Origin of the sequence: Pseudomonas sp. Cab53, assembly GCF_018325965.1 — a bacterium.
GTDB lineage: Bacteria > Pseudomonadota > Gammaproteobacteria > Pseudomonadales > Pseudomonadaceae > Aquipseudomonas > Aquipseudomonas chlororaphis_E.
In genome coordinates this window covers 991703-1005748 of the sequence record NZ_AP021902.1, presented here as the reverse complement: position 1 = coordinate 1005748, position 14046 = coordinate 991703, and the positions used below count along the sequence as shown (strand labels likewise).

At 64.3% G+C, this 14046-nt stretch carries 11 protein-coding genes; 3 read left to right on the top strand and 8 right to left on the bottom strand.

The window, feature by feature from the left end; all coding sequences use genetic code 11:
* Position 1: 1 nt before the first annotated feature.
* On the top strand, positions 2-526 hold the full coding sequence (gene yjgA, locus KI241_RS04220; protein ID WP_042729892.1) for a ribosome biogenesis factor YjgA: 525 nt from the start codon (positions 2-4) through the stop codon (positions 524-526).
* 167 nt (positions 527-693) lie between these two features.
* Here the strand turns inward: yjgA and tldD are convergent, their stop codons facing one another.
* From tldD to mreB, 8 genes are all read right to left on the bottom strand, one after another.
* Positions 694-2136 (bottom strand): metalloprotease TldD, encoded by a 1443-nt coding sequence (gene tldD / locus KI241_RS04215; protein ID WP_042730606.1) that lies wholly within the window; start codon positions 2134-2136, stop codon positions 694-696.
* 5 nt (positions 2137-2141) lie between these two features.
* Entirely contained in the window at positions 2142-3005 is an 864-nt protein-coding gene (locus KI241_RS04210) for a carbon-nitrogen hydrolase family protein (protein WP_042730607.1), read from the bottom strand.
* Between the two features lie 140 nt (positions 3006-3145).
* A complete protein-coding gene (locus tag KI241_RS04205) occupies positions 3146-6949 on the bottom strand; it encodes a YhdP family protein (RefSeq protein ID WP_042730608.1) in 3804 nt (1267 codons plus the stop codon).
* A gap of 60 nt (positions 6950-7009) precedes the next feature.
* Positions 7010-8467, bottom strand: coding sequence for a ribonuclease G (rng, locus tag KI241_RS04200; protein WP_042730609.1), 1458 nt, complete (start codon positions 8465-8467; stop codon positions 7010-7012).
* Positions 8468-8512: 45 nt separating this feature from the next.
* Positions 8513-9112, bottom strand: a complete 600-nt coding sequence (locus KI241_RS04195; protein WP_042730610.1) for a Maf family protein — start codon at positions 9110-9112, stop codon at positions 8513-8515.
* A gap of 120 nt (positions 9113-9232) precedes the next feature.
* Positions 9233-9718, bottom strand: a complete 486-nt coding sequence (gene mreD / locus KI241_RS04190) for a rod shape-determining protein MreD (protein ID WP_042730611.1) — start codon at positions 9716-9718, stop codon at positions 9233-9235.
* Positions 9715-10860, bottom strand: a complete 1146-nt coding sequence (gene mreC, locus KI241_RS04185) for a rod shape-determining protein MreC (RefSeq protein ID WP_080922094.1) — start codon at positions 10858-10860, stop codon at positions 9715-9717. Before mreC ends, mreD begins: the two co-directional genes overlap by 4 nt.
* 139 nt (positions 10861-10999) lie before the next feature.
* Positions 11000-12037, bottom strand: a complete 1038-nt coding sequence (gene mreB, locus KI241_RS04180; protein ID WP_002555108.1) for a rod shape-determining protein MreB — start codon at positions 12035-12037, stop codon at positions 11000-11002.
* Between the two features lie 237 nt (positions 12038-12274).
* On the opposite strand from mreB, the gene gatC reads away from it, so the two are divergent.
* Positions 12275-12562: an Asp-tRNA(Asn)/Glu-tRNA(Gln) amidotransferase subunit GatC gene (gatC, locus tag KI241_RS04175; protein ID WP_042730612.1), complete on the top strand. Its 288-nt coding sequence runs from the start codon at positions 12275-12277 to the stop codon at positions 12560-12562.
* A 16-nt stretch (positions 12563-12578) separates the two neighbouring features.
* Positions 12579-14030: an Asp-tRNA(Asn)/Glu-tRNA(Gln) amidotransferase subunit GatA gene (gatA, locus tag KI241_RS04170; protein WP_042730613.1), complete on the top strand. Its 1452-nt coding sequence runs from the start codon at positions 12579-12581 to the stop codon at positions 14028-14030.
* Positions 14031-14046: the final 16 nt, after the last annotated feature.

Below are 14046 nucleotides of genomic sequence, written 5' to 3'. Positions count from 1 at the left end.
CATGGTTGATTCTTACGACGACGCCCTCTACGGGGGCGAAAAAAGCAAATCCCAGGTCAAACGCGAGCTGCATGCTCTGGTTGACCTCGGCGAGCGCCTGACAACACTCAAGCCTGACTTGCTGGCCAAACTGCCCCTGACCGACGCCTTGCGCCGGGCCCTGGCCGATGCGCCCAAGCACACCGCGAACATCGCGCGTAAACGGCACCTGCAATTCATCGGCAAACTGATGCGCGACCAGGACACTGACGCCATCCTGGTGCTGCTCGATCAACTCGATGCTTCCACCCGGCAATACAACGAACGTTTCCACAACCTGGAGCGCTGGCGCGATCGCTTGATCGCAGGCGACGACGGCACCCTGGAAAAATTCGTCATCGACTACCCGGAGGCCGATCGCCAGCAACTGCGCTCCCTGATCCGTCAGGCCCAGCACGAGGTGGCGCAGAACAAGCCGCCGGCCTCGAGCCGTAAAATCTTCAAGTACATCCGTGAGCTGGACGAGACCCAACGCGGTTTGCGCTGATCGCTCACGCCCACTCCCCTTTGGGAGTTGCCTTTGTTGTGGCGAGGGAGCTTGCTCCCGCTCGGTCGGTACGACGCCTCGGGCGTAGCGACCGCATTGGGGCTACTGCGTAGCCCAACGGGAGCAAGCTCCCTCGCCACAATGAGTTACACGAGCCTTGGCGCATTTCACGCACCGGTGCCACCCACGGTGATCGCATCGATCTTCAGCGTCGGCTGGCCAACGCCCACCGGCACCGATTGCCCATCCTTGCCGCACGTCCCCACGCCGCTGTCCAGCGACAGGTCGTTACCGACCATCGACACCTTGCTCATCGCCTCCGGCCCGTTGCCGATCAGGGTCGCGCCCTTGACCGGCGCGGTGATCTTGCCGTCTTCGATCAGGTACGCCTCGCTGGTGGAGAACACGAACTTGCCGCTGGTGATGTCCACCTGGCCACCGCCGAGGTTGGCGCAGTAGATGCCTTTTTTCACCGAAGCGATGATTTCCGCCGGATCGCTCTGGCCGCCCAGCATGTAGGTGTTGGTCATGCGCGGCATCGGCAGGTGCGCGTAGGACTCGCGGCGACCGTTGCCGGTACGGGCGACGCCCATCAGGCGGGCATTGAGCTTGTCTTGCATGTACCCCTTGAGCACGCCGTTTTCGATCAGCGTGGTGCACTCGGTCGGGGTGCCTTCGTCGTCGACGCTCAGGGACCCGCGACGTCCGGCAAGGGTGCCGTCATCGACAATGGTGCAGAGTGTCGAGGCGACCTTTTCGCCCATGCGACCGCTGTAGGCCGAACTGCCTTTGCGGTTGAAGTCGCCTTCCAGGCCGTGGCCCACCGCTTCGTGCAGCAGCACGCCGGACCAACCGGAGCCCAGCACCACCGGCAGGGTTCCCGCCGGGGCCGCAATGGCCTCCAGGTTGACCAGTGCCTGGCGCAGCGCCTCGCGGGCATAGCCCATGGCGCGGTCCTCGTTGAGGAAGTAACGATAGTCGGTGCGCCCGCCACCGCCATGGCCGCCCCGCTCGCGGCGGCCGTTCTGCTCGACGATCACGCTGACGTTGAAACGCACCAGCGGCCGCACGTCCGCCGCCAGGCCGCCGTCGGTGGAGGCCACCAGGATCCGCTCCCAAACCCCGGCCATGCTCACCGACACCTGTTGGATGCGTGGATCGAGGGCGCGGGTGGCAACGTCGATGCGCTTGAGCAACTCGACCTTTTCGGCGCGCGTCATGACTTCCAGCGGGTTGTCCGGTGCGTACAGCTGCGCCACGTCCTGGCTGCTGAAGGCCTGGACCGTGCCGTTCTGCCCTGCCCGGGAAATCGACCGGGCGGCACGGGCCGCAGCGCCCAAGGCCTCGAGGGTGATGGCATTGCTGTAGGCAAAACCGGTCTTTTCCCCGGACTGGGCACGCACGCCCACGCCCTGGTCAAGGTTGAAGCTGCCTTCCTTGACGATGCCGTCTTCCAGCGACCAGGACTCGGAAATCTGGCCCTGGAAATACAGGTCGGCCGCATCGATGCCCGGGCCGGCCAGATCGCCCAGCACGCCTTGCAGGCTTTCGAGGGTCACGCCACCGGGGGCTAGAAGGTGTTCACTGACTGAGGACAACAACCCGCTCATATGTTCTACGCCTTGAATTCGTCGTCTTGGACAGGCCGCTGTCGAGCGCCCTGCGAGAAAAAGCGCCGATGGCTGGCCACCGGCATGCGCGCCCGGATGGACGCCTGTTCGCTGCTGTCGCGCTCGGCCACCAGCACGGCCTCGCCTTGATCCTGTTGCGCCAGCACGCGCCCCCACGGGTCGACAATCGCGGCATGGCCAAAGGTTTCCCGGGGCCCAGGGTGCACGCCGCCCTGGGCGGCCGCCAGCACATAGCACTGGGTCTCGATGGCCCGGGCGCGAATCAGCACCTCCCAATGGGCCTCGCCCGTCACCGCGGTAAACGCCGAGGGCGCCGTGATCAGCTCGGCCCCGGCCGCCCGCAGCTCGCTGTAAAGCTCCGGGAAGCGCAAGTCGTAGCAGACCGTCAATCCCACCCGGCCCACCGGGGTATCGGCGACCACCACCTGGCCGCCATAAGCATAGTCGTCAGACTCACGGTAGCGACCGCGATTGTCCGCCACGTCCACATCGAACAGGTGCAGCTTGTCATAGCGCGCCACGATCTCACCCTGATCGTCGACCAGCAACGAACAGGCGTGGGCCTTGGCCTCGGGCCGGCCCGCCGGCGGCAACGGCAACGTGCCTGCGACAATCCATAACCTGAGGTCGCGGGCGACCTGTTTCAACCAGGGCAGGATCGGCCCCTGACCAATGGCCTCGGCACGGCCGATGTCGGCCACGTCCCGCCGCCCCATGGCCGCGAAATTCTCGGGCAGCACCGCCAGCCTTGCGCCACTGGCAGCTGCCTGCTCCAACAGCACATGGGCCCGCGCCAGATTGGCGAGCACGTCGCTCTGGCTGACCATTTGAATCACGGCGATTGGCATGGTGCTTTCCTCATTGTCTGCATCCTTCCCCCTGTGGGAGCGGGCTTGCTCGCGAAAGCGGTGTGCCTGTCACATCAATGTTGATTGTGCCGGCGCTTTCGCGAGCGAGCCCGCTCCCACAGGGGTTATCGCATCGTCTGTCAGAACGGCTTGTCGAACGTGATCTTCGGCTCTTTCCACGGCCCCTTGACGTCGTATCTTACGCTGGCGAAACGGGCCACGCGGTCACCGATCAACTTGTCGATCAGGAACAGCGCCCCACCCACCGCCGGTGCGCCCACGATCAGCGCGGCGATCGGCAGGTTGTTGGTCACCGGCAGGGTCACCAGCAGCTTGGCATCGACCCGGTCAGCCACCATGTCCAACGTGCCGTTGAGCTCCAGGTTGCTTGACGGTCCTGTCAGGGTAATCGGCTCGCGGGTCACGTAGACGCCATCGCTCGCCACCAGCAGGCCCTTGACCCGATCGTAGCTCAGGCCCTTGCCGAACAGGTCGGAGAAGTCCAGGCGCAGGCGTCGACCGATGGAGTTGAAGTTCAACAGGCCAAAAACCCGCAACGCCTGGGCACTGCCTTCGACTTCGACGAACTGCCCTTTGCTCAGTGACGCATCGAGGCTACCGGAAAAGCGCTTGGTGGCGACCCACGCCGGCGAACCGGGCCAGCGGCCATCCACATCCAGGTGGAACTCCTGGCTGGTCACGCTCGGCGCAAAGCCCCAACCCTTGAGCACATCGGCCAGGTTCTTGCCGCTGATGCGCCCCTTGTACCAACTGTTGGTGGCACCGGGCACGCCTTCCCAGCCGCCGCTGCCATTCAAGACCATGCCCCGCAGGCCCATGTCCAGGTTGTTCAGGGAAATGCCCTTGGCGGTCGGGCGCACTTTCAGCGACCAGGCGCCGATGAGGTCAGGGCCCTGGAACAGCTGGTCGATGGCGATATCCATGGCCGGGACCTTGGTCGGATCGACCGAGGCCAGCGGATCCGGGGCGTTCTCATCCGCCTGGACCGTCGGGTCCACCGGCGGCAAGCGAACATAATCCATCGCGATGCCAATCGGCGCCCCCTTGGCATCCGGGAGCGTGACATTGCCCTTGGCCTGTTGGCTGGCGAGGCGCAAGCCCCAGGCGTCCGGCTTGCGGTCGAGTTGCACCGAGGCCTGGTCCAGGGTGGTGCCCATCGCCGTCAGCTTGCCGACGTTCAGGTCGACGCTGTTGAGCAGTTGCTTGGCGCTGCCGCCCGGGTCTTGTCCAGCGTATCGGGTCACCAGCTCCTGCCAGGGACTGACATCCAGCTCCGACAGCGTCCCGCGCAGGCGCAGGCCCTTGGCGCCCGGCAACACCGCGTCGCCCGTGCCCAGCAGCAATTCACCGCGACCGTCGGCCAGTTTCCCGCTTGGCGCGGCGTAAGCGAAACGGGCCAGGTCGCCATAGGTTGCCCAATAACGCCGCTCCGGCCCTTGCAGGGTCATGCGAAACGACGTATCGCGCCCGACATCGGCCGCCATGCCGAAAGGTGCCGGCAGGTCCACCGCCACGCCCTTGAGGTTGGAATTGACCGACAACTGGCTGTCGGCGCCGTCGAGGACCACCTGCAACTGGTAAGGCACCACGCCGGATACCGGCAACGGTTGGGTGACATCCAGCCAACTGGCAAGCTTCTTGACCTCCACCTGGCCAGACGCCGTGACCCGGGTATTGAGTTCGCCGGCACGGCCCTCGGCAAAGATCTGTGCCGTCACGGGCCGGTCGAACGCCCGGGCACTGATGCCCTTGCCACTCAGGCCCTTGTTGCTGTCGAAGCGGAAATCACCCTTGAGCTGGGTCAGCTCCAGCGCCGGCTCGCTGAGCTTGAGCCGGGCCTTGTCGGTGGCGAAGTCCACCAGGATCTTCGGCTGTTCGCCCTTGACCAGCGGGATGTCGAGTTTCACGCTGCCTTGCAGATCGCCCTCGCCTTCCCACCCGGCGAACGTCTCGGCCGTGCCGATTGGCGCCGTCTGGAGAATCTTCAGTCCGTCCCCCAACCCGCCAGTGAACCCGCCGTCCAGCAACAGGTGGGAGCTCTGCCCACTGGGAACGTGGGGAATGTTCACCGAGACATCCTTGACCTGGGTGTCGAGCAATTGCCCCTGGCTGGCATAGACGCGTACGCCGCTGTCCTCGACGAAGACATCACCGCTGACCTTGCTGACCGACGGCCAGCCCGGCTGGAATGCCAGCTCGGCATCATGCACCTTGAAGAACAGGCTGATGCTGCGCGCCGCGTCCTCGGCACCGTGGTTCAGCGAGCCTTGGTACTGGAAGAACCCCTGGTCCACCGCGCCCTTGACGATGGCGGTACGCAGCCATTCATCCAGTGCCGGGCTGAGGACGGCAGGCAAGTACTTGCCGGTGTAGCGGCCGTCACCGTCCACCAGGCCGACCCGCAGGTCCATGTAGTCTTCCTGGCTGTGGTCGAAGTGCAGGCGGATCAGGAAATCGCCGGCAATCCGGCCCTCCTCGCCCAGTACCTTCAGGTACGGCGCGATCAGGGTGAAGCCTTGCTTGTCCAGCTTCCAGGTCAACCGGGCATTGGCTTGCAGGTATTGCCAGGGCTTGGCGAAGATCGGGTCCAGGTGCAGGGAAAAATCCTTGCTGTCCATGCGCAGCTCGCCGCCGCCCAGGTCGCCGCTGAGGCTGCCCGAGACGTTTCGCGCGGCCGGAGCACCGTGGTAGGCATCAAAGCCGACGGTGTCGAGGTTGGTGGCAAAGCTGATCTTCTGGTCGCCGGTGTTCTGCGGCCGGTAGTCCAGCAGCACGTTACGCAGGCTGCCGGTCACCTTGAGCCGGTCGATGACCGTGGCGACGCCTTCGGGCAATGGCGCCAGGGCATTGAGCAACGGGGTCAGCGGGGTCAGGTCGAGGCGATCGGCCTGCACATGCCAGCGCTCTTCAGCCTGTCCGGTGGCGTTGCTCTGCTGCAATTGCAGGCGCGACTCCCAACGGGTCTCGCCCAGGTTCATCGCCAGGGAATCGAACGTCGCGGTGAACCCTTGGTCGCCGCGCTGGAAATACCCGTTGAGGGCCAGGTTGTGGATCTGCACCGGCTTGCGCTCGGCATAGCCGCCCTGCAGTTGCGGCGCGTTCAGGCGCATGGCCGCGCTCTGCACGGTGCCGGCGCCCCAACTGAGCCAGAATTCGCCGCCGGCCTGGAGCCGGGCGACATTCCATTGCCCGGTCAGGCGCTTGGGCAACCACTTGGACCAGTCACTCTGCGGCAGGCTCAGGTAGGCGTCGGCCGCGCCATTCTTCCAATCGCTGGCGCGGATCCGGGTGCGCAGGTTGATTGCCACGGGTTGGCCGTCGGGCAGGGTCAGGCGTGCGTCGAGCCGCTGGCGCGTCGCGCCCGTGCGCAGGCTCAGGCCGACGTAGGTCAAGGTCAGGGGGGATTGTTCGAGGGGTTGCAGGGTGACCTGGCTGTCGAGCAGCGACAGCTTGGCCACCACCTGCATGCGCTCCAGCAATTGCTGCGGGTCGAGAGGCTGGTCGTCCTGCACCGGCAGGCCTTCCAGGGCCCATTTGCCGTCGGCGCCTTCCTTGAGGCTGATCTTCAGGCCGCTGAGCTCCAGGTGAGCAAGACGCACCTGGCGCGCCATCAGGCTCGCCCACAGGTCTGGCACCGCACGCACTTGATCCAGGTGCAGGGCATTGGGCCCCTCGCCGACCACCACATCGCGCGCGGCCAGGATCGGCGCCAGTGCGCTCCAGCTACCGTCGAGGCTGCCGATGTGCACGGGCAGGCCCAGGGCCTGGCCGGCCCGGTCCTCGACCTCGGCACGGTACTCGGCCACCAGCGGCACCAGCTCGCGCCCCAGGCTGACGTACAACGCCACCAGCACCAGCAGCAATGCACACAGGCCCAGCCCCCAGCGGGTCAGCGCAGCCAAAAAGCGTATCAGACGCTCCATGTCAGTGGCCTCCCCGGCAAAAAATGATCAAAACGGCGGACTCTCCGCTTCCCGAGCCCTTCAGAGCAGCACCACGTCGTATTGTTCCTGGGAATACATGGTTTCGACCTGAAAACGTATCGTGCGTCCGATAAAAGCCTCCAACTCGGCGACATTGCCCGATTCTTCATCGAGCAGGCGATCCACCACTTTCTGGTTCGCCAACACTCTATAGCCGGTGGCCTGGTAGGCGCGCGCCTCCCGGAGGATTTCCCGGAAGATTTCGTAACACACGGTTTCCGGGGTCTTCAGCTTGCCCCGGCCCTGGCAACTGCTGCACGGCTCGCACAGCACCTGCTCAAGGCTTTCACGGGTGCGCTTGCGCGTCATCTGCACCAGGCCCAACTCGGTGATGCCGATGATGTTGGTCTTGGCGTGATCGCGCTCAAGTTGTTTTTCCAGGGTCCGCAGCACCTGGCGCTGATGCTCTTCATCTTCCATGTCGATGAAGTCGATGATGATGATCCCGCCCAGGTTGCGCAGGCGCAGTTGTCGGGCGATGGCGGTGGCGGCCTCCAGGTTGGTCTTGAAGATGGTCTCTTCGAGATTGCGATGGCCGACGAACGCTCCGGTGTTGACGTCGATGGTGCTCATGGCCTCGGCCGGGTCCACCACCAGGTAACCGCCGGACTTGAGCGGGACCTTGCGCTCCAGGGCCTTCTGGATTTCATCCTCGACGCCGTACAGGTCGAAGATTGGCCGCTCGCCGGGGTAATGTTCGAGGCGGTCGGCAATTTCCGGCATCAGCTCGGCGACGAACTGCGTGGTTTTCTGGAAGGTTTCCCGGGAGTCGATGCGGATTTTCTCGATCTTCGGGCTGACCAGGTCGCGCAGGGTACGCAGCGCCAGGCCCAAATCCTCGTAGATCACGCTGGGGGTGGCGATGGTCTTGATCTGCGCGGCGATCTGGTCCCAGAGCCTGCGCAGGTAGCGGATGTCCATGAGGATCTCATCGGCACCGGCCCCCTCGGCGGCGGTGCGCAGGATGAAGCCACCGGCCTCCTTGATGCCTTCCTTTTCCACGCAGTCGCTGACCACCTGCTTGAGGCGTTCGCGCTCGGCTTCGTCTTCGATCTTCAGGGAAATGCCGACGTGGGCCGTGCGTGGCATGTACACCAGGTAGCGCGACGGAATCGACAACTGCGTGGTCAGGCGTGCGCCCTTGGAACCGATGGGGTCCTTGGTGACCTGCACCACCAGGCTCTGGCCTTCGTGGACCAATGCGCTGATGGTCTCCACGGCCGGCCCCTCGCGCATGGAAATTTCCGATGCGTGGATGAATGCCGCGCGGTCCAGGCCGATGTCGACGAATGCCGCCTGCATGCCCGGCAACACCCTTACCACCTTGCCTTTGTAGATATTGCCAACGATGCCGCGCTTTTGCGTGCGTTCGACGTGAACCTCTTGCAACACACCGTTTTCAACCACCGCCACGCGCGATTCCATCGGCGTGATGTTGATCAGGATCTCTTCACTCATGGCAGGGTCTCGTTCAGGCATGTTCACGTTTATGGCCGCATCAAGTCAGACGACGCCCAAGGGGCGCTCCAGGGTTTGCCAACAGGGTATGCCGAAATCACCCAGCAGTTGCGCGGTTTCGCACAGCGGCAAGCCAACCACCGCAGAATAGCTGCCCTCCAGCCCGGCGACGAACACCGCCCCCAAGCCCTGGATGCCGTAGCCGCCCGCCTTGTCCCGGGGCTCACCGCTGGCCCAGTAGGCCGCCGCTTCCGGTTCTGTGATGGGACGAAACCGCACCCGACTGCGGACCACCCGGGACTCGCATCGCTGGTCGTCGAGCACGGCAATGGCGGTCAGCACTTCATGATCGCGTCCGGACAGGCTCATGAGCATCGCCTGGGCATCGGCTTGATCCCGCGGCTTGCCGAGAATCTGTCCGTCCAGCACCACCGCCGTGTCGGCGCCCAACACGCAGCCGTCCGCGCCGCTGCGCCGTCCGGCTTCGGCCTTGCCGCGCGCCAGGCGCTCGACATAGGCGGCCGGGGTTTCGTGATCCAGGGGCGTTTCATCGATGTCCGCGCTGATGGCGGTAAAGGGCACGCCGATCTGTGTGAGCAATTCACGCCGACGTGGCGAGCCTGAGGCGAGGTAAAGCGGTTTCATCAAGACATCTCCCTCTCAAAGCACGGCCATCCGAACACAAACAGCTTTTTGTGGCGAGGGCGCTTGCTCCCTCGCGACAGGGATGTAACTCATCAGAAAAAGTGTAGATATCTGACCGAATCAGTTGATCTTGAAACGCAGGCGCAGGCCACGCAAACCGAAGCTGACCCACGGCCAGAGCAGCGCGCTGACCAGGGCTGGCAACACCAGCGCCAGGGTCGGCTGACGATTGCCGGTCAAGGCGCTGAGCCATAGCTGGACCAACTGCGCCAGGCCGAAGATCACCAGGATCACCAGGCACTGCTGCCACATGGGAAACATCCGCAGGCGCTGTTGCAGGGACAGGACCAGAAAGGTGATCAAGGTCAGGATCAACGCGTTCTGCCCCAGCAGGGTGCCGTAAAGCACATCTTCGGCCAGGCCCAGGCACCAGGCAGTGACCATGCCGACCTTGTGCGGCAAGGCCAGCGCCCAGAAGGCCAGTAGCAGGGCCAGCCACAGCGGTCGCAGGATTTCCATGAACTGCGGCAGTGGCGAAACGCTGAGCAACAGGCCGATGGCAAAGGTCAGCCAGACCATCCAGCCGTTACCGGATTTACTGCTCATTCTTCTCGTGCTCCCCTGGTGGCGGGCGCAGTGGCCGGCGTGGAGGTGGCAGGCTTGGGCGCGGGCCGGGCGTGCTGCGTCGCCGGCGCATGGCTGGTCGAACGGCTGCCGTTAGCGGCAGGCGCCGTGGCCGGGGCCGCTGGGGTCACCGGCGTCGTGGCCGGCGCAGGGGCCGCCGGGGTGGTCGGGGCGGTCGCTGGCTTGGGCACGGTAGCCGGGACAGCCGCCGGCGCCTGGGTGCCTGGCGTGGCCGAGTCCCCGCCCTGCCGGTCCTGGGCTTCCTGGGCCACCGCGGCATCGTTGGCGCGCTCTTCCGGGGTGCGATTGTCGCTGAACACCAGCAGCAGGTAGCGGCTGCGGTTCAGCGCGGCAGTCGGCACCGCGCGGACGATGGCGAACGGCTGGCCGGAATCGTGGATGACTTCCTTGACGGTCGCCACCGGATAACCGGCTGGGAAACGCTGGCCGAGACCGGAGCTGACCAGCAGGTCGCCTTCCTTGATGTCGGCGGTATCAGCCACGTGCCGCAGTTCCAAGCGTTCCGGGTTGCCGGTGCCACTGGCAATCGCGCGCAGACCGTTGCGGTTGACCTGTACCGGAATGCTGTGGGTGGTGTCAGTGAGCAACAGCACCCGGGCCGTATAAGGCATCAGTTCCACCACCTGGCCCATCAGGCCGCGGGCGTCGAGCACCGGCTGGCCGAGGAACACACCGTCGCGTTCGCCCTTGTTGATGAGGATACGGTGGGTAAAGGGGTTGGGGTCCATGCCGATCAGCTCGGCCACTTCGACCTTCTCGTTCACCAGCGCAGAGGAGTTGAGCAACTCGCGCAGCCGCACGTTCTGCTCGGTGAGGGCCGCAAGCTTCTGCATGCGCCCCTGCAACAGCAGGTTCTCGGTCTTGAGTTTTTCGTTTTCGGCGACCAGTTCGGTGCGGCTGCCAAACTGGCTGGCCACACCCTGCCACAAGCGCTGTGGCAGGTCGGTGATCCAGTAGGACTCCATCAACACCAGCGACATCTGGCTGCGCACAGGCTTGAGCAGCGTGAAGCGGGCATCGACCACCATCAGCGCGACCGACAGCACGGCCAGCACCAGCAGGCGTACGCCCAATGAGGGGCCTTTGGCGAAAAGCGGTTTAATAGGCCGCTCCTCCCAGGCAAATGTTTTCTTTATTCATACGGCATCAGACCGGCCTGGATACGAATGGCAGAAGATAAACGCCAACGGGCAGCACTGCAAAGTGCTGCCCGGGCGCGAACAACATGCACCACCGCCAGGCTTATTCGCTGGAGAGCAGGTCCATGGTGTGCTTGTCCATCATTTCCAAAGCACGGCCACCGCCGCGAGCCACGCAGGTCAGCGGGTCTTCGGCAACGATTACCGGCAAGCCGGTTTCCTGGGCCAGCAGTTTGTCGAGGTCACGCAACAGCGCGCCACCACCGGTCAGCACCAGGCCGCGCTCGGCGATGTCCGATGCCAACTCCGGCGGCGACTGCTCCAGGGCGCTTTTCACCGCCTGGACGATCGTCGCCAGGGACTCTTGCAGCGCTTCCAGGACTTCGTTGGAATTCAAGGTGAAGGCACGTGGCACGCCTTCGGCCAGGTTACGGCCGCGAACGTCGACTTCACGCACTTCGCCGCCCGGGTAGGCCGTACCGATTTCCTGCTTGATGCGCTCAGCGGTGGATTCGCCGATCAGGCTGCCGTAGTTGCGACGTACGTAGGTGATGATCGCTTCGTCGAAACGGTCGCCGCCCACACGCACGGACTCGGCGTAGACCACGCCATTGAGGGAGATCAGCGCGATCTCGGTGGTACCGCCACCGATGTCGACGACCATCGAACCGCGGGCTTCTTCCACCGGCAGGCCGGCACCGATGGCAGCGGCCATCGGCTCTTCGATCAGGAACACTTCGCGGGCACCGGCACCCAGGGCCGATTCACGGATGGCCCGACGCTCCACCTGGGTGGACTTGCACGGCACGCAGATCAGCACGCGAGGGCTGGGCTGCAGGAAACTGTTTTCGTGAACTTTGTTGATGAAATATTGCAGCATCTTTTCGCAGACGCTGAAGTCGGCGATCACGCCGTCCTTCATCGGGCGAATGGCAGCTATGTTGCCCGGTGTACGGCCCAGCATGCGCTTGGCTTCCGTACCGACAGCCACGACACTTTTCTGGTTGCCGTGGGTACGGATGGCCACGACCGAGGGTTCATTCAGGACGATACCGCGCTCGCGCACGTAAATAAGGGTGTTGGCAGTGCCCAGGTCAATGGAAAGATCGCTGGAAAACATGCCACGCAGTTTCTTGAACATGGGAAAGGGACCCTAGGCAACGCGTGGGTAAAAAAGTGCGGCAAACTCTAACAACGACAGGGATTTTGGGCAAGGCGCCAATATGTTAAATTGGCCGCTTTTCTGTGCACCAAACCCTACAATCGCGGCCAATGCCCTGTTGTGATACAGGGCACTGGACCGTAGAAATGCGGTAGTGTTCCGACAATCTAACACACGGACCGACTGCGTCCGTTCTGTTTTCCACTGGAGAATCCCATGGCGCTTGAACGCTCCGACGTGGAAAAAATCGCTCATCTGGCCTGCCTGGGCCTCAATGAAGCCGATCTTCCACACATCACTTCTGCCCTGAACAGCATTCTGGGGTTGGTCGACGAGATGCAGGCGGTCAATACCGACGGTATCGAGCCGCTGGCCCACCCACTGGAAGCCAGCCAGCGCCTGCGCGCCGACGTCGTGACCGAATCCGATCATCGCGAGGCCTACCAGTCCATCGCACCAGCGGTCGAAAACGGCCTGTACCTGGTTCCGAAAGTCATCGACTAAAGGGAAAGAGCCTCTCATGCATCACATGACCCTGGCCGAGATCGCCCGCGGACTCGCCGACAAGCAGTTTTCCTCCGAAGAGCTGACCAAAGTCCTGCTGGCGCGCATCGCCCAACTCGACCCGCAGCTCAACAGTTTCATCAGCCTCACCGAAGAACTGGCCCTGAACCAGGCCGCCGCCGCCGACGCCCGGCGCGCCAAAGGCGAGAGCGGCGCGCTGCTGGGCGCACCGATCGCCCACAAGGACCTGTTCTGCACCCAAGGCATCCGCACCAGTTGCGGCTCGAAGATGCTCGACAACTTCAAGGCCCCGTACGATGCCACCGTGGTCGCCAAGCTGGCCGCCGCCGGCGCCGTGACCCTGGGCAAGACCAACATGGACGAGTTCGCCATGGGCTCGGCCAACGAGTCGAGCTACTACGGCGCGGTGAAAAACCCGTGGAACCTGGCACACGTGCCGGGCGGTTCGTCCGGCGGCTCCGCTGCCGCCGTGGCCGCGCGCCTGCTGCCGGCCGCCACGGCCACCGACACCGGTGGTTCGATTCGCCAGCCCGCGGCCTTCACCAACCTCACCGGCCTGAAGCCGACCTATGGCCGGGTGTCGCGCTGGGGCATGATTGCCTACGCGTCGAGCCTCGACCAGGGTGGCCCGCTGGCCCGCACCGCCGAAGACTGCGCGATCCTGCTGCAAGGCATGGCCGGCTTCGACCCGAACGACTCCACCAGCATCGATGAACCGGTGCCGGACTACAGCGCCAACCTCAACGGCTCCCTGCAAGGCCTGCGCATCGGCGTGCCGAAGGAGTACTTCAGCGCCGGCCTCGACCCACGCATTGCCGAGCGGGTCCACGACAGCGTCAAGACGCTGGAAAAACTCGGCGCGGTCGTCAAGCAGATCAGCCTGCCGAACATGCAGCATGCGATTCCTGCCTACTACGTGATCGCGCCAGCGGAAGCCTCGTCGAACCTGTCGCGTTTCGACGGCGTGCGCTTCGGCCATCGCTGCGAGAACCCGGAAAACCTGATGGACCTGTACAAGCGCTCCCGGGGCGAAGGCTTCGGTGTCGAGGTGCAGCGTCGGATCATGGTCGGGGCCTACGCCCTGTCTGCCGGCTACTACGATGCCTACTACCTCAAGGCGCAGAAGATCCGTCGGCTGGTGAAGAACGACTTCATGGCCGCCTTCAACGAGGTCGACGTCATCCTCGGCCCAACCACGCCGAACCCGGCCTGGAAACTCGGCGCCAAAGACAGCGACCCGGTGGCCGCCTACCTGGAAGACGTCTACACCATCACCGCCAACCTCGCCGGTTTGCCGGGCCTGTCCATGCCGGCCGGCTTCGTCGATGGCCTGCCGGTGGGCGTACAGTTGCTCGCGCCGTATTTCCAGGAAGGCCGCCTGTTGAACGTTGCCCACCAGTATCAGTTACACACTGACTGGCACACCCGCACCCCTCAGGGGTTTTGAAACTGCTGCGCTCGGT